This window comes from Salegentibacter agarivorans (assembly GCF_900113135.1).
GTDB lineage: Bacteria > Bacteroidota > Bacteroidia > Flavobacteriales > Flavobacteriaceae > Salegentibacter > Salegentibacter agarivorans.
The window spans coordinates 171,712-194,050 of sequence record NZ_FOOH01000001.1 but is presented as its reverse complement, the minus strand read 5'-3'; the positions used below and the strand labels follow the sequence as shown (position 1 = coordinate 194,050).

The following is a 22,339-nucleotide window of genomic DNA, read 5'->3' as shown; positions in this document are numbered from 1 at the left end:
TCATAATTTTTAACTTTCGATATCTTTAAAAATAAAATCACCTTTAATTAATGAGAATTTTCAATTTTTTCGAAAGCCTGCCAGCATTGATACATAGCACGAGGCACATGAAAACAACCTTTCCATTTCCCTCCTTTTAAACTAAGGTGTGGTTCACCCTGCCTATTTAAATAGCCAAACCACTCGCCATTCTTTTCGTCGGAAAATTTACTCCACGCATATTCATGGACTTTTTTATACCACTCCCATACTTCCTGGTTTTTGGTTAAACTATAGGCTTTTGAGAGCGCCACAAGGGCTTCCAGGTGTACCCACCAAAGTTTTTGATCCCATTCTAACTGCTGGGGTGGATAACCTTTAATATCAAGAAAGTAAAAAATTCCGCCGTATTGCTTATCCCAGCCAAATTCTAAGGTATTTAAAACAACCTGGACCGCTTCATCCAACAATTTTTTATCATTCTTTCTTTCTGCAATATCCATCATGAACCACATTGCTTCAATACCGTGGCCTGGGTTAATAAGACGACCTTCAAAACTATCTGAAAATGAACCGTCCGGATTTAAGTTTTCATAAATTAGTCCATCGTCCTGAAGAAACACCTCCATCACTTCCGTTATGCTGTGTTCCAGCCGCAGATCAACCTCTTCTTTTGGTAAGACCGATTCCAGTTCCAAAACAAGATTGGATAAAATCATTGGAAGGGAAAAATTTCTAAGGGGCCGGTTACCCGTAGTTTTATCGTATTTACCTTTTGGATTTTCCTTTCTATCTAGAATATTATAGTAGGTTTTACGAGCCAGTGCTTCAATCTCTTTATCTCCACTGGCTTTTGCATATTGCCCGAAAGCCATCGTTGCAAAACAATCGGAAAAAATATTATAGGGAGCAATAAGAGGTTTCCCTTCACGGGAAAGGGAAAAATAAAAGTTACCATTTTTATCCATGCCATGAGTGCGCAAAAAGTCAATCCCGTTTTTAGCAATGTCAAGCCATTCCTTTTTTTGATCTACATTATTGAAAAGAAACGAATACATCCAGGCCTGCCTTCCCTGCAACCAGACAAATTTATCAGTATCATACACCTGGCCTTCCTGGGTTAAGCACGAAAAATAACCTCCATGTGTCTTATCGATTGAAAAGTTGCTCCAAAAAGGAATAACATCTTCTAAAAGTGCTTTTTTATATATAGTTGAATTCATATTATATGTATAACATAATACGAATATAAAAATTAGTTATATCTTTATCCTCTATTATCTGATATTTTATAAATTATTTTTATTTCTTAGCTTTTTTGGAATATTTGCATGACTATGAAGAACATAAAACCTATTGATACACTTTCTCTGGTTGATAAAGTTGAAATTCGACTCTTAGAATTTTTTAAAAATAACAATTTAAAACCCGGAGATCCAATTCCCAAAGAACTTGAGTTTTCTGAATCACTGGGAGTTAGTCGTACGGTTATAAGGGAGGCATTACTAAGGCTAAGAACCCTTGGATTGGTGGAGTCAAAAAAACATAGAGGCATGGTTCTTACTGAACCAGATATTATAAATAATTTTGCTCGTATTTTAGATCCCACGCTTTTGGGCACCGGTATATTAAAGAATCTTTTTGAACTGCGTTTAATCTTAGAAATGGGAATGGCAGATTTTCTTTTTGAAAGAAAAACCCAAAAAGATTTAGATGATCTGGAAGAGATTGTTGTAAAGGAAGAGGAACAGGAGTCAGATCAAAGCCATTTTAGTCTTGATAAGGAAATAGCTTTTCACGGGAAACTTTACCAAATTTCAAATAATAAAACCCTCCAAGGCTTTCAGCAATTATTATTACCCGTTTTTGAATATGTTCATTTAAAAAACACTCCGCAAGATTTTAAACATCGATATTCTTCAGGACATTTTGTTACTCACCGAATGTTAATGGATAATATCAAAATTGGAACACCAGAAACATTTAGAAATGCCATGCGTCATCACTTAGAACCTCATTTTGATTCTATTTTTAAAGAAAAATAAATTTTTATTCAAGTCGCTTAATTTTAATATCCCGAAATTCAACTCCTTGCCCTTCGGCCTGGAGACCAATGTATCCCTGGGTTAAAAGTTTTCCATCTTGTTTTATTTCCGGATCATAACCTTCAGTGGTACCACCACCAATTTGAGGTTTTGTATATTTCAATACCGTTTTACCATTCACTTTGTGGATAACAAGACTATCCTGAACTATCAATTCAGCTTGCACCCATTCGTTCCATAAGTAAGTATCTGAAGAGGAACTAATACAATGCCGTGGATCCATTTCTCCCTCAAAAAAAACTTCAGTGCCCGGGGAACACATATTTCCCGTTGGGCGTGGATTGCCGTCACCGGCATCTGCCAGCATTTGATATTCAACTGAAATTGGCCAATCCTGATTTTTTAAAATTGTTTTAGGATCCTGAGAATGAAACATCACTCCACTGTTACGAAAGGTGTATCCTGGCGCATCTTCCATCCATTCTTCAGTAAAACGATATTCAAATTTTAAGTGATAATTTGAAAATGGCTTCCCATAAAAAAGATGACCGTATCTTTCGTTAAAACGTTCGTATCCCTTATAATTTACCTGAATAACTCCATCTCTAACCTGAAAAGTGTTTTGATAATTATCACCCAATTCATGTTTGTGAATTTTTACTATCCAGTTATCCAGATTTTTTCCATTGAATAAATATTCCCAACCATCATCTTTTTCACTTTTTAAAGTAATTACTTTACAAGAAACCAAAATTAAAATGCTAGCGGAACAACAAAAGAATTTAATAATATTATATTTCATCTGAATATTAAATAGGAAAATTAGGTGTTAAAATAGTTTAAAAACACCAAAATCAAAATTCCCGGGCGGAATTTTGATTTAGTATTGTAAAAAATCCAGATCTCGGTATTCACAACTGGCTAAATTAAATCAACTGTAATTAATCAAGGAAACCTGTGAAATTATTAAAGAATACCAAGTCTGGATAATTGAAAGTATTTTGGTTATTGTTTTTATTTATCAGTCAACCATTCTAAAGAAAAGCTTGTAAAAAGATTCCTGGAATAGCCATCGGCTTCAAAAAACACACCTATATCACCATTCTCTAAAACCGTAAGATCAGAATAGGCTGCAGATCCAGGATATATAGTTTTTCCTTCACTCCAGGTTTCTCCTTCGTCATAACTTATACGAACGCTTAGGTTTTTTCTTTTCTCGGCATCATTGGAATTTGAAAAAAGCAGTATATCTTTTTCGTTCTTATCTTCACGAGTATACCGAATAATACTTGCATTATTTCCTGGGTCGGTTAATTTAGTTTCGGGACGGGTTTCCCAACTTTCTCCCTTATCATCAGAAATATGTACATATCGATGTCCTTCACCTGTATTCACTCGAGCATTAATCATATATCTTCCATCGGCAAGCTCAATAACCTTAGATTCATCAGCAGGCTGAATTGGGGTGTCGATTAAAAACCAGTTTTCTCCGTGGTCATCACTACCAAATAAATGTAGACCATTATCCAGGTTTACAAGGGTATGCAGTAGCCTCCCAGAGCTTGTTTGTGTTCCACGTCCAGAAGTAATGAATTTAAAATCTTTATGCCATTCATCCTTAGCAATTTCCGTAGTAATATCGCGGGGTTCTGTCCAGGTTTTGCCGTTGTCTTTACTCGAAACTACATGTAGATAATAGATATTCGCTTCATTGTCAAGATCCATAAAGTTATAGAACATAAAAATTTCTTCTGTCTCTTCATCAACAATCATAGAAGGGTCTGATGCAGATTCTCCCTCGGGAAAGTCAACTACTGTTTCAATTTCGCTCCAGGTTCTACCATTATCGGTACTTCTACGCTGTACAATATTTATATCTTTGCTCCCTCTTAAATCAGCACAAGAAGGTACTCTCTCATCTATTGCAGCTATAAGATCTCCATTAGGAGCAGTTATCAAAGAAGGGATACGATAACAGGCAATATTCTCTTTAGCTTCTGCATTAAAAAGATCTTCAAACACTAACTCCTGTGTTTCAGGCTCATTAATTTCTTCTATTTTGGCTTCTTTTTCTTTAGCGTTATCATTGCAACCTTGCAAAAAAGCACCGAGCACTATTAGTAATACAATTTTTTTCATAATTTTTAATTTAATTAAATTTTAAAAAAGGCCGCAAGTGCGGCCTTTTCAGCTAACTAACTAACTAACTAATAAATAATAACCATGGGTATAATTATTATTCATAACCTTCTGTTTGTTCCAATAGCGGATTATTGGCTATCATTCCTGGAGAAATTGGTAGTTCCAATTTATAAGCTTCAGCTGCATCCAAACTTTCTATTTCATCAAATATAAATGTGCCTCCTGCACGTCTTAAATCCCACCAACGTTTTCCTTCCCCGATAAATTCTTTTAACCTTTCATCAAGAATTGCACGAGTATTCTCTACCTGAGAGCCACCTGTATAAGCATCTTCGGCTTCTGTATAATCCTCTCCATAAGCTCTCATTCGAATTTGATTGATTTCTTCTGACGGATCTTCCCCTAAATTATTTTTGGCCTCAGCCAAAAGCAATATAACATCGGCATATCTAAACAATGGTACATCATTATTACTTAAACGGCTACCTGCTTCAACTACACCCAAAAACTTTTTCAGAATAGAGGCCTGATACCCTTCAGTATCAAATGGAATATGACCTTCATCATTACCATAAAGCCTAATAAAAGTCTCATCCCTACGAGCATCTTCAGTATTATCAATCATTTCCAGTATTTTAATACTTGGACCATAACGGTTACCTCCATTAGAAATAAAATCGGCCATAGAGTTACCATAGGAATCCCAGGTAGCATTTATCTCTGTAGACCGACCAGTAAATAATCCGCTATAAAAATTTCCAGCTTCATCTTGTGTATAATCAAATTTAAAAATGAACTCATTATTATTTTCATTTTCTTCACCCCACAGATCATTGTAATTTTCTACCAGGCTAAAGCCCATTCCTTGTACTTCTTCTAGAGCTAATTTTGCTTCATTATAATCTGTATCTCCCCCGCCAAGGAGTTTACCAGACCATAAATAAACTTTTCCTTTCAAGACCAAACTTGCAGCTTTAGACCAATAGGTTCGCTGCCCATTCCAAAAAGATTCATCATCTCCAAAAGCCTCTAAAGATCTGGCAATATCGCTTTTTACTAATGCCATTACCTCTTCTTTAGAAGAACGAGCTTTAGCTAATTCGCTCGGATTAACGTCTAACAAAGGTTCAGTTGAAATTGGTACTCCACCCCAGGTTTTTAACATTGTAAAATACATAAATGCCCTAATTCCATACACCTGTCCAATAAGGTGAGCTTTATCGGCTTCATTGTCAAATTCGATATTTTCAATATTTAAAAGAAAATCATTAATATGATGCATATAACCGTAAAAACCGGCCCAATTTCCAAATGGCACCTGAGTAGCACTAATATTTTGATTAATTAAATCAAGGTTAGAAGGAGATTCAAAGGTAGGGCCACCCCAAATATCTGACCGAACTTCACCCATAACCCAGAAAGTACTATTATAATTTCTAAAATTAGCATATAAACCAACCTGTGCGGCCCTTGCAGCCTCTTCACTCTCCCAAAACCCATTATAGGTTAGGGTGCTTTCTGGCTGTAGATCTAACTCGCTTTCGCAAGCTCCTAGTGCAAAAACTAAGAAAAGTGCACTAACTATTTTATAAATCCTCATAATAATTATTTTTTATTAAAAACTTAAATTAACCCCCAGAGTATAACTTACCGGTAAGGGGAAACGACCGCTATCTATACCTCCATTTTCTGGAGAGTAACCGGTATAATCATTAAAGTATGCTAAATTACTTCCCGTTCCATATATTCTAAGGTTTTGGAATACATTACCTATAAGTTCTCCTGGAACATTGTAACTTAAGGTCACCTCCCTAAGAGCTAGGTAGTCCCCTTTTTCCCAATAACGAGAACTACTATTGTACTGTCCTCCATACGGAAAGGACAAGTGGTTACGTTGTGGATCAGTGAAATCGTATCTGGGAACGTTTGTATTTGGATTTTCTTCCGTCCAGGTATCTAACAATTCGTTAGTCCAGTTCATATTTCCTTGAACTTGCGCCATTCCCCGGGATCTTGCATTGTTTTGTATTAGATGGCCTAAAGCAAAGTCAGTCTTTATAAACAAGTTAAAGTTTTTATAGGTAAGATCTGAGGTGAATCCTCCAAAGAAATCTGGTGTAATTCTACCAATTTTCACCCTGTCGCGAAAATCTATAATATTATCACCATTCACATCCCTCCAACGAGAATCCCCTAACTGCTGAAATTCTGGGTTGGTTGCCATTTCTACTCTACGACCTTCGTGCTCTGCCAGATCTGCTTCAGTTTGATAAACTCCTTCTTGAATATAAGCCGTAACAATATCAGTTCCCACTCGTTGTCCTTCCTGTAAACCACCTATATATCGGGTACCATCGGTTTCAGGGTCATAAACCTCAATCCCTCCTTGACGGTTGTTTTCTACCCCGTTATCAGGTAAAGATTCCACATATCTTTTTTGTGTAAAATAAGTACCACCAATATTCCAGTTCCAATTGTCGTTATTGACAATTGTTGCATCCAATTCTAATTCAAAACCTTTATTTCTTAAGGTCCCGTTATTCACAAGGATAGAACTAAATCCAGTCCATTGAGGTAAAGTTAAACCTGCAAGTTTATCATCCACATCTCGAATAAAATAATCTACTAAAAGATTCACACGATTTTTAAACAGGCCTAAATCCAATCCAAAATTGAGTGTAGTGGCACGTTCCCATTTTAGACCAAGTGTTGGTAAATTGGTATTAGCGTAACCGGTTTGACCACCATACACAGCGGTTTCCGCATATAAACCATAAACACCATAATTACTCAATACATCTATATTCCCATTCACCCCATAACTTACACGTGGCTTAATACGCGATACTAAGCTTTCAACATTTGAACTTTCATAAAAGTTTTCATTATGAAGATTCCAACCAAATGATACCCCTGGGAAGAAATCATATTTTTCAGTCCCTAATCTCGAAGTTCCGTCTTGTCTAAAAGTAAGACCTAGTAAATATCTATTATCATAATCATAATTTACCTGCCCAAAAACTGAAGCAATAGCATAATTAGTTTTTGAGGAAGAAGGCACTCCATTAGCTTCTGCTCCCGCATTCAGAGTAGTAATTAAATCGGTAGGAGATAACCTTGTTGCTCCACTCAATACAAAATAGTCTTCTCGAAAAAATTCTCCACCCAACATTGCATTAACATTGTGTTTTTCATTAAAAACATTATCATAAGTAACCGTGGCCGTGGCCTGATTCCTCAATGTTTTTTGATGGCTGGCAGAAGCATTTCTAGTGGTTACTAATGATCCCGCATTTAAGTACGCTTTATTAAAACTCTCATTAGTGTTATTAATAGTAAAATGGGAACCCCTAAGCATTAAGTTGAAATTTTCTATAAACTGCCAGTCCAATTGTACTGATGCAGTAAGACGCTGCTCCAAATTCTCACTTAAAAATTTATCCTTATAGTATAATGGATTACCAAAACTAGTATTTGTACCAGGGTTTGGATCATCACTTAAACTCCCATCGGGATTATTATTATAAATCCTGGACGTAGGTGGTTGCCCCGCCGCACGTTCGAATATTTGATTATCATTACCCAAATAAGTACCATTAACTTCGGAATGCGCATAAAGTAAATTTGAAGAAACTTTAAAATTATCTTTTACGTTATAGGATCCGTTAAACGTTCCTGAAAACCGTTCAAAACCAGAACCAATAACAATACCTTGATCATCAAGATATCCCAAACCGGCATAATAAGTACCTTTCTCATTACCGCCATCAAAAGAAAGAGAATGATCTTTTGAATGACTATTTTGAAAAAACAACTCACTCATATCATTTTCTTGAAAAATTAACTGCTGCGACGGATTTATAGGATCTTGAATGGAACTCCAACCTGGCTGATCTAGCAAATATCTATTATCCTCTCCTAAAATCATTGTAGTAAAAGGAGAGTTTGTAGTGTTATTGCCAGTTCCCATCCCCTGGGGTCCTACTAGAAAATTATTAAATGCGCCTTCACCAAGTACTCTTTGTGTATTTCTAATGGCCCTACGATTATAAATAATAAAATCTTCGGCCCCAAGATATTCTGGGGTGTCCCGTCTTTCATTGATAGTATACCTATGCCTATAGGTAATGTTAGAACGTCCAGCTTTTCCTTTTTTGGTAGTTACCAGAATAACTCCGTTTGCAGCTCGCGCACCATATACGGCAGTAGAAGCAGCATCCTTTAAGACTTCCATAGATTCAATATCGTCGGAATTTAAAGCATAAAAGGATCCAGGAACTCCGTCAATTAAAATTAATGGACTACCGCCACCACCAAAATCACTCCCCCCACGTAGGGAGATACTTGGTGTAGCTCCGGGTTGTCCAGTGTTTTGAGTTACACGTAAACCTGCAATAGTACCCTGAAGCGCTGTAGCCGCATTAGATCTAGGCGCGCTTTCCAGTACCTTAGTATCTAATTTGGAAACTGCTGTAGCCATATTACTCCTCAACTGGGTGGAATACCCGGTAACAACCACTTCATCCAGGCTGGATAGATCTTCTTCAAGAATAACATTAATTTCAGAATCCCCGTCTTCTACAACGATTTCGGTAGTTTTGAAACCTATATAACTAAAGGATAAAGTTTCTCCCTGGGATACTTCTATATTATATGCTCCATCAAAATCGGTTTGAACACCACGATTAGTATTTTTCACTAATACATTAACTCCTGGTATAGGGATTCCTGCTTCATCTGAAACAACTCCTGAAACTTCGAAATCCTGAGATTGCATCGTAAAGCCAAAACACAAAAATACAAGCCCACCCAATAGTACTTTATTAGTGAAATCTGGCCGGGATAATTGTAATACCTTATTCAAAAGGTATCTCCAATCATCCATAATTAATCTTTTTTTCATAAAATTAGGATTTAATTTGTTTGTTTTTAACACTGCTAATATAAATAAAAGCATTATGTTATACATAATAATTTAATAAAAAATTTTTCGTTATGATGAAAAATATTCGGATAAGCCAATGTTTTCAAAAGTTTCGAAAGCATTTTTTATTTCAGAATCTTTTAAAGTAGGATGCGGATAACGAGAGGGGCCACAATCTATGCCAAGTTTCTTCATAAAACTTTTCCCAGATCCGTTGAAGCTTCCATAGCTACTCAATGTTTCTACAAATTTTGCTACAAAACTCTGTAATTGTGCAGCTTTCTGAAGATTACCTTTATCAAATTCTTCCTTTATTTTATAAAAAAGTGGTGATAAATGATTGTAAGTACTTCCAACCCAACCACCAGCCTGTAAGCCTAGTGAAGAATAAAAAGCTTCATCTACTCCAAAGAAAATATCCAAATCAGGATGACCAAGACTCGTTTTTTGAAATTCTACGAGATTATTCTCAGTAAATTTAATACCAGCAAAATTGGGAATTTGCCCCTTAGCTTTTTCAGCAAAACTCAGCATTGGAAAATTTACACCGGTTAAAACAGGTAAGTGATAGTAGTAGAAAGGAAGGTCTTTTGCCTTTAATGCAATTGATTTACAATAGTCAATTAATTGCTGGATATTTGAAGGTGTAAAATAAAAAGGAGCTATTGCTGCCACTGCATCTGCCCTTCCCACTGAAGAAGCTGCAAGAATTTCTGCCTCTTTCAGGCTATTGCTTCCCACGTGATTTATTAAGTATAAGCCATTTGATTTATGATCTGCCCAGGCTTCCAGTAGCTCTGTACGCTCATTAGTGGTTAATGAAACAAAGTCACCAGTTGAACCATTAATAAAAACTCCAGATAGTTTATTCCTTTTAAGGAAATCGGCATACGAACCAACCATCCCAGGATTAATGCTCCAATCATCTTTCATAGGCGCATAAGTCGCCGCAAACAAGTTTTTCATTTGATATGTATTATGTATTACATATCAAATATATAAAATATTATCTTTTATTCACCTTTTCCTGCAATTAAAACTTCCACGTTATTCTTTTGTAACATCTTAAGGTCGTTCTCATCAATTCCATCGTCGGTAATAACCTTATCTATATGTTCAAAATTCTGAATAAAAGCCAGGCCGGTTTTTTTGAACTTAGTAGAATCTGCCACCACAATTACTTCTTCAGCAATCTCAATCATTATTTGATTTAGATATGCCTCTTCCATATGGTGGGTGAAAAAACCGACATTACTTCTAATACTATCTACTCCAAGAAACAATTTATTACAAAAAAGCTGTTTTAAATTTCGCTCCGCCATTGGCCCCACTAAGGACATGGAAAATTCCTTTAAATATCCGCCAGGCATATAAACTTTTAAATTATCAAACTGAGCAAGATTGTTAACAATGTCCAGTGCATTAGAAATAACCGTAATTTCCTTAAACTTCCCCAGATTACTCGCAATTTCAAAAGTAGTTGTTCCTGAGTCCAGAATAATAGAATCATTTTCCTGGATAAGACCAACAGCGGTCTTCCCAATTAGCCGTTTAAGATCGCGATTAATACTTTTCTTTTCTGATACCGCTAAGGCCAGGTTATTTGTCTTAAAAGCACCTCCATGAGCCCTAACAAGGAGTTTATTTTTTTCTAATTTATCTAAATCGTTACGAATAGTAACTTCACTCACACTAAAGTGCTCACTTAATTCGGTTACATTCACTTTATTTGTTTCATCTAAAATTTCCAAAATTTTAGATCGGCGTGCTGCGGCTTTTCTCATAGATTAGCTTTGATTTATTTAGTTAACTATTTTCCCTATTAGAGGTATAGTTACTTTTTTATTATTTATTCCAAAATTAGACAAAAAATAAAAAATTCCTGTTAGTTATAGACAACAAAACAGGAATTTAAAAAATATTATATTTCGTTTGAAAGTTTTATTCCAAAATATACAAGTTTTTTCGTAATAATGAATAAATAATTTCTAAGCTTTTAATATTACATTGGTTGTTCCACCTCCTTTTAAAGTTACATCTACAGGCTTATTATTCTTCCATGCTCCTCTTGTAAAATCAGGCACGTCCATAGACTGAGCTCTATTGGTAACAGAATCTACTGAAAGAGGGGTGATTGCGCTCCATAAAGCTGCATCGTATACATCCTGGTCTAAAGGAAGGCCATTTCTAAGACAATCAATCAATCTCCAGTCCATGATAAAATCCATTCCTCCATGGCCACCGACTTTCTTCGCCATATCACCTACTTTTTTCACTATTTCAGGAGTATATTTACTTTCAAGTTCAGACATTTCGTTCTCATTTAACCAACTATGTCCCTTAGCTACTCTCTCAGGGCTTGGCCATTTTCTCGCAAAAGCTTTAGTCCCGCTTACTAAGTGTATTCTAGAATAAGGGCGTGGAGAAGTAACATCATGCTGCACCATTATACTTTTTCCATTTTTGGTCTTAATCATGGTGGTATTCATATTTCCAGCATAATCTTTACCAACAAATTGGTCATAAAAAGAATCATCTTTAGCTAATTCTTTAGCTTTCCCAGCCATATGAAAATCATTACTGGATAGGGACGTTAAATAATCCATTTGGTCACCCCTGTTTACATTCATTATCTGGCAAATTGGGCCTAAACCATGAGTTGGATAAAGGTTTCCATCTCTTTCATAGTTCTCTCTTAGACGCCACATATCTTCATAAGCATTTTTCTGAAAATTTAGATCTAATAGATCATGGATATACGCTCCTTCTCCGTGAATAATTTCTCCAAAATAACCTTGGCGTGCCATATTCAAAGTTAAAAGTTCAAAGAAATCATAACAGCAATTTTCAAGCATCATACAATGCTTCTTAGTTCTTTCAGATGTTTCCACAAGCTCCCAACATTCATCTATAGTCTTTGCCGCTGGAACTTCTACTGCAGCATGTTTTCCGGCTTCCATAGCGTATACTGCCATTGGCGTATGCCAGTCCCACGGGGTTGCAATGTAAATTAAATCCAGGTCTTCCCTGTCTACCATTTCTTTCCACGCATCATCACTCCCCGAATATAAATCGGGATTATGGGAAGTTCCCTTTAAAAGTTCTTTTGCTTTTTCAGCCTGTTTAGGTCTTAAATCACACAGTGCTTTAATCTCCACTCCTTCAATCTGACTCATACGGTTTACCGCACCCGGACCTCTCATTCCCAGACCAATAAAACCAATACGAACGGTATCTAATTTGGGAGCGGCATAACCGCTCATATTAAACTGTTGGGGACCGGTAGGAGCATTTGCTAAAAATGCTTCAGGCCCTTTGCAGTTTAAAAAGCTACTGCTTACCAGTCCAAGCCCGCCAAGACCGGTTATTCTTAAAAAATCTCTTCGGTTATTTTTCATAATAAAAGTTTTAATTCTAGAAAATCTGTATAGTTATTAAGTACTTAAGAAGTAGCAGATCATAAAAGATATGTTTTCATACTATTTAAAGCGAACCCGGAAAAACAAACATTAGCAATTTAAAAATCGGAAAAACCATAAGTTTCTTTCGCATTAGTATAGAATATCTTTTCCACAACATCTTTGGGGAGATCGAGACCTTTGAAATCTCCTTGAAATTCCGGAGCGCTCAATGTTTTTGCTGTGGCGAAAAAATCGTAATGAAATTGCCACAAATTTTCAAACCTTCCGGCGATTTCGTCTGCTGGCGTATTACCGTCGTCAATCACATCGGTGCCGTATATAATTCTATCCTGATATTTTATGCAGAAGTTGCGTACAGCTTCCCAATTATCTTTAGCCTGCAATTGTAAATGGCAAACACGCTCAGCTACATCGGTTAAAGTATTTGGATATGCCTCCAAACGAGCAGCAACTTCTTTGATGCTCCACTCCATGCTAAACAAATGAAGCCCCACATAGGTTATTTCGGGGAATTTTTCTAGCATATTATCCCTGGCCTGCATTTGATCTTCATAAGAGGGATATTGCTTTTGAAGAAACATATGATATTCGGGATGGTCTTTAAAATAGTTTCTATCTGAATCTACGGTCATTTCATCCAGAGGTAACCAACAATTTCGAGGCTCTCCCTGATGACCTATAAGCATAATTTTATTCTTTTGAATAAAATCAAAAATTGGATCAAAGACAGGATCATCTATCATTACAAAACTGCCGTCTTCGTGATGATAATCAAAACCTACATCTTTCCATATCTTCACCCCTACTGCCCCATTATCTATCCCTCGCTTTATCTGATTGATAGCATCATCTACAAACTCTGAAGTTCCCCATTTTTTAAAATTGAACGTGGTAAAATATTTTATTCTTCCCGGATATTTTTTCTGAAGCTTAAGAATGATCTTTTCCTGTTCTTCAATTTCATCAAAAAATGGGATATTGGTGTTTATAGAAAGAAAACCCGAATTATATTCCATCATTTTCTCCATTTTTTCTGCAGAAAGCGTGTTTAAATGCACGTGCGCATCTATAAATTTTGATATCATATTGTTTTCTTTTTTTAATTCTATTTGCACTTAATTTTTTTCCTCTTCATAGGAAATAGATTTTGGCTGCACTTTATTCTAACAGCTTTTACCTATTATTCTTTACAATTTCTAATTTACCTTTAACCAGTTTTGTAATTTCTTCAGTTGCTACGGGAAATACCTTTCTTAAGTCTATCTCTTCATTATTACGCAATTCACTTTGCAAGGTTTTCATAAAGATATTCTTGATTTCTGTAGCAAGGTTTACTTTACAAATCCCTCTGGAAATGGCTGCCTGCATCTGGGAACCTGGCACTCCAGAACCACCGTGCAATACCAATCCTACAGGAGTAGCTTTTGCAATTTTCTCCAGTAAATCTAATTGTAGCTCAGGTTCTTTTTGGTAAAATCCATGTGCAGTACCAATAGCAACTGCCAGGGCATCAATTCCCGTTTCTTCTACAAATTGTTTGGCTTCTTCGGGTTGAGTAAAAACTTCTTCATCGTGAGATTGTCCTAACTTAGCAACGTACCCCAATTCAGCTTCTACATGTGCTCCATATTTTTTAGCCCGTTCTACAACTTCCCGGGTAATTTGAATATTCTCTTCAAAAGCTAATTCACTACCATCTATCATTACTGAATCAAAACCTGCATCCAGGCAACGCTGCGCTAAATCTACCGAACCACCGTGATCTAAATGAATCCAACCTTCTACTCCAAACTGTTTTAATCCAGTTCTTCCTAAATTTACCGCTGTTTCCAATCCCATATAATCTATAGAGCTCTGGGTAAGTTGTAAAATTAAAGGTTCATTCATTTCTGAAGCGGCACCTAATACCCCATGCAAGGTTTCTAGGTTATAAAAATTAGTAGCCAGAATTCCACGGCCTTCACTTCTCAACTGTTGTAATTTTTCTTTTAATTTCATTATAATTTCTTATTCACGATTTGTTGAATTTTGCTTTTAATTTCTTTCTCATTACTAAAAGCACCAGTACCTCCGGCCGCCGTTGTACTTACTGAGCCTGTGAGATTAGCATAATCAAGGCACTCCCGTAAAGATGCTCCGCTTAGGAATTTCTTTAAGAAACCTGCATTAAAGGAATCACCGGCACCAATGGCATCTTTATATGTGTTGTTTAAATAAGGTTTTATTGTAATATCTTCAGATCCGGATACCACCCTACCACCTTTATCTCCTAATTTTAAAGCCAGAATATTAGTATGGTTTTTTATCGCTTCAATAGCACCTTTTAGATTTTTCTTTCCCGTAAGTTTCAAAAGCTCATTCTCGTTAGGAAGAAAAACATCTACAAATGGTAAACAATTTTTATAATCAAAATCCCATTTATCCTGTGGGTCTACCTGTAAATCTAGAGAAGTACTAAGTCCAGCTTCCTTTGCTTTCTTAAATAGTTCAGTAATATAAGGCTGCATACCAGGCTGCAGAAAATAATTTGAAAAATGAAGATGTGAAAATGTTGAAATATTTTCCCAGGGTATATGTTCTATACTTAGCACACTCATTGCTCCGCAATAAGTTACATTGGCCCTATCCTGATCATAATTCATCACTACGGTAATACCGGTTTTGTGGTGTTCAGAACGACTAATAAACCGAGTATCCACATTTTTTCCTCGTAATTCTTTCAAAATAAAATCACCAAAATTATCCTCTCCAAGCAATCCACAAAAGGAAGTAGGAACACCCAGAGCAGCAATATTCGAAGCTAAAATTGCTGAAGAACTACCCAGGGTAAAATCCATGTTTTCAGCAATTTTTTCAGCACCTATTTCCGGAAAACCCTGAATTTGATTCAAAATAAGATCAATATTCAACTCTCCAACCACCAATAGTTTTTTATTGCTCATATATTATCTCTTTTACTTCTACCTGAGGTAATAACCGGTTTACATCTTCTAAATGTAACATTCCCAAATCTTCGTTTAAACAGTTTGCTGCCCCACAAGCCACTCCATAGGTGGCAATTTTAGATGGTGAGAAGTTATTTGCCACACCATAGGCAATACCTGCAGTAAGACAGTCACCACTCCCTACTGGGCTTATTACCTCATCTATTTTTACATTTGCTGTGATAAGTTTTCCCCTATAAAAAAGTTCCAATCCTTTACTACCGCGGGTTAAAGCCACTAGCTCTACCCTGCCGTTCAAAGTCTTCAACAAATCCTCCATATTAGCACTACCACAAAGACTCATGGCTTCGTGCTCATTAAGGTGCAAACCAAAAAAACCTATTTCAAGTGCATTTTGAAGCTGTTTACCGGTACAATCAAGTATACTTCGCTTTCCAAAATTATTTCCTATCTGGATTAATTCGGCATAAGTATCTGCAGAAATTCCCCTGGGCCAGGATCCAGCCAGACAAATAATGCTGGTATGTTCAATTAAACGTACATATCCCTGTTTAAAATCTTCCCAGTTCTTTTTATTAAGGCTGGGGCCCGGTTCTAAAATCTCGGTATTATTAAATGCTTTATTTTCCGATAAAAATGTATAACACTTCCTGTTATTGTCTTTTAAACCAATTCCATTTATATAAACACCCTTCTTTAGGCATTCCTTTTTTATCCATTCTCCAGAGGATCCACCCCAAAAGGCGTATAACATAGATTCTGTTCCTAGTTCTGCAAGGGCCAGGGCTATATGGGTGGCTTTACCGCCTGGATATTCTTTTATATTTGATATTCTATTTGATTGGCCGGCAACAAGATTATTCATCCAGGCGTAACTATCTATAGAAGGATTAGGACAAAGATTAAGAATCATGCTCTATTTTTTCAGGATATTCATAAATTTTCACGCCTTGCACTACCCGGCTTATTGCTCCAGAAATCGAGGGGTTATCTGGATTTAGACCTAACTGTAAAGATTTATAATAACCCATAATCTGGCCCACCAGAGTCGCAGGTACAATATTTAACTGCTGATTTGAATTTAAATTTAAATCTATATTTAGACAGGAATGGAGGACTTTATCTTCTGAACGACCAATACTTACACATTCTATCGTTCTGGGATCTTTTGCAATAGATTTTGCAAGATCTAATTCATATTTATAAACATGGTCACTAGGCGAGAAAAGATAAACCAATAAGGTTTGTTCATTAGTCACTGCACGCGGACCGTGTCTAAAACCTAAAAAGGAATCATGTTTACAAATAATCTGACCATCTGTTAATTCCTGAAGTTTTAAATGACATTCCCGGGCAATTGCTAGCATAGGTCCAGAACCCAAAAATACCACGCGTTCAAAATATTTCGCCGAAATTTCTTTAAAAGCCTTTGCACTATCCAGAAGAAGATTCCCCTGGTTCATTATTCGTTGCAATTCCAGTTTATGACTTTCCAAATTCTTTAGATCACTAACCAATAATATACTTAGTAACATTGAAGTAAAACTCCCAGTCATTGCAAGGCTTTTGTCATTCGCTTTTTCCGGGAGTAAAATGGCTAAAGCGGTTTTTGTATTAGCTCTGGTATATTTAAATAACTCCCCTTCTTTATTGCAGGTAATCACTAAATGAAAAATTTCAGAGCAAAAACTGTCGGCTAAATTTACAGTTTCAACACTTTCCGGACTGTTACCGGAACGAGCAAAAGATACTAAAAGCACTGGATGATCTTTAGGAAAAAAAAGCTCAGGATGGGTGACTAAATCGGTTGTAGCAATGGCACGTGTAGTACGTTTGCTGTTTTTTTGAACCAGCCCTTGAGCTGCTTCTCCTACGAAAGCTGAAGACCCAGCCCCGGTTAAAATTATTTCTAAACCATTCTTATTCAAGATTGGGTCTAAAAAAGCTTTGATTTCTTTTTGTTGTGCTTGAATTAGATCAAAAACCGATTGCCATAATTCTGGTTGACCTTCTATTTCTTGTTTGGTATGTGAGACACTTTGTTCTCCTGATTTATTCTCCTTCATATATATTATAAGTTACCTCCAACTTTCTTTTTTCAAATAAAACAAAAAAAATTGAAAACGAAAAATTTTTTTTCGTTTTACAGATTTTTTTAAACTTTTAATTAACGAAACGAAAGTTTTGATTTAGATATTAATGGTATTTTTTCTAAAAATTAAAGTTCTTGTTCGGTGTTCTTACAGAATTCATTAATTGCGATAGTTCAAGAGTTTTTTGAGGATATTCTTCTGCGAGATTCGTTTGTTCCCCTGGATCTGATTCAATATTAAATAGCGCTACCGGAGCATTTGGATTTTCATTTACATTAAGACGAATAACTTTCCAGTCTTCTTGTAATAAAGCTTGTTTCCCACCAAACTCGTGAAACTCCCAGTATAAATATTCGTGTTGTTCTTGATTTCCTTTTCCCGTAAGTGTCGGTAAAAAAGAAAGGCCGTCAATTGAATTTCCTTTAATTTTGGCCTCAGTAATTTCTGCAAGAGTAGGATAAACATCCCAAAATGCTCCTTTAAAATTGCTGGTACTACCGGCTTCTACTACTCCCGGCCACTGAACAATAAATGGCTCCTTAATTCCTCCTTCATATAAATCTCTTTTCACTCCACGATAATCACCGCTACTTCTAAAAAAGTCAACATCTGCCTGGCGTCGTCCGCCTTCCAGGTGGGTACCGTTATCACTAGTGAAAATGACTATAGTGTTCTCTTCAAGCCCCTGTTTTTTTAATTGGGTTATCACCTTCCCTACGTAAGCATCTATACTTTCCACCAACGCCGCATAGGCCGCTTTAGGATATTCTTGTGAACCGTAATGTCGTCCTTCAGGCCAGGCTTTCTCCGGCTCATATTTGCTTGAGCCATCTTTGTTTAAATGCGGCTCTATATATGTGTTAGGGACAACAAGTTCTGCGTGAGGAATGGTAAACGATAAATACAGAAAAAATGGAACATTTTTTTTCCGTTCTTCAATAAAGTTAACTGCAGCATCGGTAAACAGTTCATTGGCGTAACTATTAGGAGGGGTTTTCTCTTTAGTTAATAGTCCGTTTTCTATCACATCCAGGGAATCGGGTTGTTGATAATGGGCGTCTACATGGTGCAAATGGCCAAGAAATTCATCCCAGTCCCTTTTTTCGGGTGAACCAGTGCTACCGGCAAGCCCTAGCCCCCACTTCCCATACATTGCAGTGGTATATCCCTGCTCCTTTAAAATTTCGGGGATAATTTTCTTGTCGGGATTTAGCGGAAATTCCCCATTCCCTCTTACTTCAGTATTTCCAGTATGTTGCCCTGTTAACAATGCCGCTCTAGACGGCGCACAAACGGTACTACCTGCGTAAAAGTTTTCAAATTTCATCCCATTTGTCGCCAGTTGGTCAATATTGGGAGTCTTAATAATATTCTGACCATAGACCCCGATATCTCCAATACCTAAATCATCAGCCATAATAAAAACTATATTTGGCATTGATTTTTGTGATTTCTCCTCTTGGTGCTTAGCGTTATCTCCACAAGCCAGAATAAGAAAACTTAACCCAAGTAGATGAATTATTTTTTTCATTTTAAATTTTTAAGCCTGTTAATAATCCTTGTTATTCCAAGGGAGAAATTATATAGCTATATTCATAATCCTGAAAAGGTATGCGGTACTTTTCTAAAGCAAGGCTACCCCAGCTATTAATGCCGGCCACACCCATTTGTTTGAGATCTACATCGAGATGAATTACATCATCTTCTTCCAATAGTCGCGAATGCTCCTGGCTCTTTTTTGCCGATGGATAAAGTTGTTCTAATGAATAAGGCAATGCGGAAACATTTAATAGCTTATCAATATAATCTATTTTTATTCCTTTTTTCTTTCCTTGAGAAACTGTTGCCCAACGTACATCTGTTTTATTCCCCGATTCCTGCGGACGGATATATGGATGATATTGATCTTTTACCAGGCCTTTATAAATTCCTACCATAGCGCTAAACTTTCTATCGGCATAGCTTTCCCAGGGGCCACGTCCATACCAGCTGAAGTCTTCCAGGTCCTTAGGTAATTGCATAGAATTTCCTACCTTCAACAATAATTTATGGTCTCCCCCAAGGGCTTTAAAACTATTCGTTACTTTTATTTTTGCGTTATCATATAACTCGAAAGTTTGAATAAATTCAGCATCATCATTGAGTAAAGAATAGTGTACTTCTACTAGATACCCTCCACTTTTAAGGTTTTCATGTCTAAAATTCTTAATCTTTAAACCTGGGTTTTTTAGATAATCCAAACTTTTATTTAAGCCCGCACCAAAATCATTATCGACTAAGGGTCGAAAAAGAGAAAGTTTAGGTCCTTTTTCAATTAGGATATCTCTCTTATATTCATAATCAAAAAACCGACCTGTTTTTTTATCAAATTTCACAGAAAACCTTCTTTTTGAGATTTTCAAAATTTCTTCAGTTTCTTCTACATTAAAGGTCGTCGGGTTTAATTTAGGCGCGGTAGATACCGGTTTAGTAATAGCAAATTCATCTTCTGCTAAAAGCGTACCCGCCTCCATTAAATTTTCATCACTGGCAAGTTTAGCTTTAATATGTACTCTGAATTCGGCAGTAGTATCCGTTGGAATTTCAAAATCTAATGGAATTTCAGTTATATTTTGCGAAGCAAGAGATATGGGCGCAACATTAGTTGAGTTTACTATTTCTCCATTTTTAAGCAAATCTATTTCATATTTAAAATTAGCTAGATCACGAAAAAAATACTTATTAGTAATTTCTATCCTTCGATTTGCATTATTAAATTCGAAGCCAATTTCCTGATGTACTTTTCTAACCTCATACGCATGAGGATTCCAGGTACGATCTGGCATAATCACTCCATTAACCAAAAAGTTATTATCGCTGGGGGTTTCTTCTGGACCCCAATCCCCACCATAACTAAAAATTTTCTTTCCATCTACTTCATTGTAAATCCCCTGGTCTACCCAATCCCAGATATAACCGCCCTGTAAGCCATCATATTCTTCGATAACCTCCCAGTATTCTTTAAAGTTACCCATACTATTGCCCATGGCATGTGCATACTCACTCATAATATACGGACGTTCCAAACCATTTTCAGCATAATATTTCATGGTATTGGGGTGAGGATATTGGGGTACAATTATATCTGTATTCCATTCGGTAGTGGAACGTTCGTATTGAACCGGCCGTGTAGGATCAAAAGCTTTAATCCAATTGTAAGCTTTATAAAAATTATAACCATTCCCGGCTTCGTTCCCCATACTCCAGGCCACAATAGAAGGAAAGTTTTTATCCCTCTCTACCATCCGTTTAATTCTAAGCATATGCGCGTGCTCCCATTCAGGATCATTTCCAAGGGTACGTTCAGGGTCATAATACATCCCGTGAGATTCTATATTTGCTTCATCAATGACGTAAAAACCGTATTGATCACATAACTCGTACCACCGAGGGTCATTGGGATAATGAGAAAGTCTAACCGCGTTCATATTAAGCTCTTTCATTATTCTTATATCTGTAAGCATTTGTTCCTCGGTAACCACATGGTGAGTTTCAGGATGAGATTCATGTCTATTTACTCCTTTAAACAAAACGGGTTTACCATTCACCAAAAATTGGTTGCCTTTCACTTCATAAGTTTTAAAACCGACTTTTTGTTTAATACTTTCTATAGTCTTTCCTTTTGGTGATTTTAAATTAATAATGAGATCGTATAAATAAGGCGTTTCAGCAGACCAGGCATTCACATTCTTTATTTTCTCTTCAAAACGCAGCAAGGTTTTTCCATTTTTACGCTTTAAGCCAATAGTGGGTTTTTCTTCTTTATAGAGAAGAACACCATTCTTATCCTTTAAAAGAACCTCAACAATATTCTCACCCTGATCGGTATTAGTTCGATTCCAGAGTTCAATATCAAAGCTTAATTCTCCATCTCGATAATTATTAATTAACCCACTTTTTACAAAAAGATCGTAAAAATGTACCTGGGGACGCGAATACAAATAAACATTCCTCTGAATTCCACTAATTCGCCAAAAATCCTGCGCTTCCAGATAACTACCATCACTCCAACGTCTTACTTCCAGCGTAATTAAATTTTCACCTGATTGAAGATAATTTGTCAATTCAAACTCTGACTCCAGCTTACTATCTTCCCCCATACCAACATACTCACCATTCACATACAGCTTAAACGCAGATTTTACTGCTCCTAGATGGAGAAAAACTTGTTGATCTTTCCAGGCTTCCGGCAGTGTAAAATTACGGCGGTAAATACCTGTTGGTTGTTTTTTGTTTTCTATAAATGGAGGATTTGGATTATCTACCGCAAACTCAAAAGGATGGTTCACATATATGGGAGTGCCATACCCATTAAACTCCCAATTAGCTGGAACTTTAAAATCATCCCAGTCTGAATCATCGAAACTTTCCCTTTGAAAGTTTTCAGGAAGATATTTATAATGTTCTTTCCAAAGAAACTTCCAGGTGCCGTTAAGATCTAGAAATCTATTTGATTTTGATTTATCTCTGAGATGGGCAAGTTCTTCATTTTCAAAAGGAAAATAGGAAGCCCGCATAGGTAAGCGGTTCTCTTCCTGATAATTTGGATTTTGGAAGACATCTACATCGTTTTGGTGTTGGGCAAATATCGAGGTGAAACAAAACAGGAAGAAAAAAGAAACAGAAAAAATTATCTTTATCATTACAAAATATTTTAAAAAACAATGTTACGAAATTTTTTATTTTTCATTATATCAATTTTTTAAATTTTATAAATACTTTTCTTATACATACTATTATTATTCTTCCG

At 36.2% G+C, this 22,339-nt stretch carries 16 protein-coding genes; 1 reads left to right on the top strand and 15 read right to left on the bottom strand.

Translation table 11 applies throughout. The features are described from left to right. Positions 1-47: 47 nt before the first annotated feature. Positions 48-1,202: a n-acyl-d-glucosamine 2-epimerase gene (locus BM084_RS00855; RefSeq protein ID WP_093302083.1), complete on the bottom strand. Its 1,155-nt coding sequence runs from the start codon at positions 1,200-1,202 to the stop codon at positions 48-50. Positions 1,203-1,316: 114 nt separating this feature from the next. Between BM084_RS00855 and BM084_RS00850 the strand changes: the two genes are divergently transcribed. Further along, positions 1,317-2,024, top strand: a complete 708-nt coding sequence (locus BM084_RS00850) for a FadR/GntR family transcriptional regulator (RefSeq protein WP_075326319.1) — start codon at positions 1,317-1,319, stop codon at positions 2,022-2,024. Positions 2,025-2,028: 4 nt separating this feature from the next. Here BM084_RS00850 and BM084_RS00845 read toward each other — a convergent pair whose 3' ends face one another. From BM084_RS00845 to BM084_RS00780, 14 genes are all read right to left on the bottom strand, one after another. Continuing rightward, positions 2,029-2,826, bottom strand: coding sequence for a 3-keto-disaccharide hydrolase (locus tag BM084_RS00845; protein ID WP_093302081.1), 798 nt, complete (start codon positions 2,824-2,826; stop codon positions 2,029-2,031). Between the two features lie 212 nt (positions 2,827-3,038). After that, the gene (locus BM084_RS00840) at positions 3,039-4,163 is read right to left on the bottom strand and encodes a sialidase family protein (protein ID WP_093302080.1); all 1,125 of its coding nucleotides are present in this window, start codon (positions 4,161-4,163) and stop codon (positions 3,039-3,041) included. A 97-nt stretch (positions 4,164-4,260) separates the two neighbouring features. Further along, positions 4,261-5,766, bottom strand: coding sequence for a RagB/SusD family nutrient uptake outer membrane protein (locus tag BM084_RS00835; protein WP_093302077.1), 1,506 nt, complete (start codon positions 5,764-5,766; stop codon positions 4,261-4,263). A gap of 15 nt (positions 5,767-5,781) precedes the next feature. Continuing rightward, positions 5,782-9,069, bottom strand: a complete 3,288-nt coding sequence (locus BM084_RS00830) for a SusC/RagA family TonB-linked outer membrane protein (RefSeq protein ID WP_245764316.1) — start codon at positions 9,067-9,069, stop codon at positions 5,782-5,784. A gap of 90 nt (positions 9,070-9,159) precedes the next feature. Further along, positions 9,160-10,056 (bottom strand): dihydrodipicolinate synthase family protein, encoded by an 897-nt coding sequence (locus BM084_RS00825; protein WP_093302076.1) that lies wholly within the window; start codon positions 10,054-10,056, stop codon positions 9,160-9,162. A gap of 47 nt (positions 10,057-10,103) precedes the next feature. Continuing rightward, positions 10,104-10,874, bottom strand: a complete 771-nt coding sequence (gene agaR, locus BM084_RS00820) for a transcriptional repressor AgaR (RefSeq protein WP_075326315.1) — start codon at positions 10,872-10,874, stop codon at positions 10,104-10,106. A gap of 204 nt (positions 10,875-11,078) precedes the next feature. Then, complete coding sequence (locus BM084_RS00815; protein WP_075326314.1) at positions 11,079-12,488, bottom strand: Gfo/Idh/MocA family protein; 1,410 nt, start codon at positions 12,486-12,488, stop codon at positions 11,079-11,081. Between the two features lie 119 nt (positions 12,489-12,607). Further along, on the bottom strand, positions 12,608-13,597 hold the full coding sequence (locus BM084_RS00810; protein ID WP_093302447.1) for an amidohydrolase family protein: 990 nt from the start codon (positions 13,595-13,597) through the stop codon (positions 12,608-12,610). Between the two features lie 88 nt (positions 13,598-13,685). Next, complete coding sequence (locus BM084_RS00805; RefSeq protein ID WP_075326313.1) at positions 13,686-14,510, bottom strand: class II fructose-bisphosphate aldolase; 825 nt, start codon at positions 14,508-14,510, stop codon at positions 13,686-13,688. Beyond that, the gene (locus BM084_RS00800; protein ID WP_075326312.1) at positions 14,510-15,454 is read right to left on the bottom strand and encodes a carbohydrate kinase family protein; all 945 of its coding nucleotides are present in this window, start codon (positions 15,452-15,454) and stop codon (positions 14,510-14,512) included. Before BM084_RS00800 ends, BM084_RS00805 begins: the two co-directional genes overlap by 1 nt. After that, positions 15,444-16,370 carry a 1-phosphofructokinase family hexose kinase gene (locus BM084_RS00795; protein ID WP_093302073.1) on the bottom strand — a complete coding sequence of 309 codons (927 nt, stop codon included), beginning with the start codon at positions 16,368-16,370 and terminating at the stop codon, positions 15,444-15,446. The genes BM084_RS00800 and BM084_RS00795 overlap by 11 nt, the downstream gene beginning before the upstream one ends. After that, complete coding sequence (locus tag BM084_RS00790) at positions 16,360-17,523, bottom strand: SIS domain-containing protein (protein ID WP_093302071.1); 1,164 nt, start codon at positions 17,521-17,523, stop codon at positions 16,360-16,362. Before BM084_RS00790 ends, BM084_RS00795 begins: the two co-directional genes overlap by 11 nt. A gap of 145 nt (positions 17,524-17,668) precedes the next feature. Beyond that, complete coding sequence (locus BM084_RS00785; RefSeq protein WP_093302068.1) at positions 17,669-19,081, bottom strand: arylsulfatase; 1,413 nt, start codon at positions 19,079-19,081, stop codon at positions 17,669-17,671. Positions 19,082-19,112: 31 nt separating this feature from the next. Then, positions 19,113-22,232, bottom strand: a complete 3,120-nt coding sequence (locus BM084_RS00780; RefSeq protein ID WP_093302065.1) for a glycoside hydrolase family 2 TIM barrel-domain containing protein — start codon at positions 22,230-22,232, stop codon at positions 19,113-19,115. Positions 22,233-22,339: the final 107 nt, after the last annotated feature.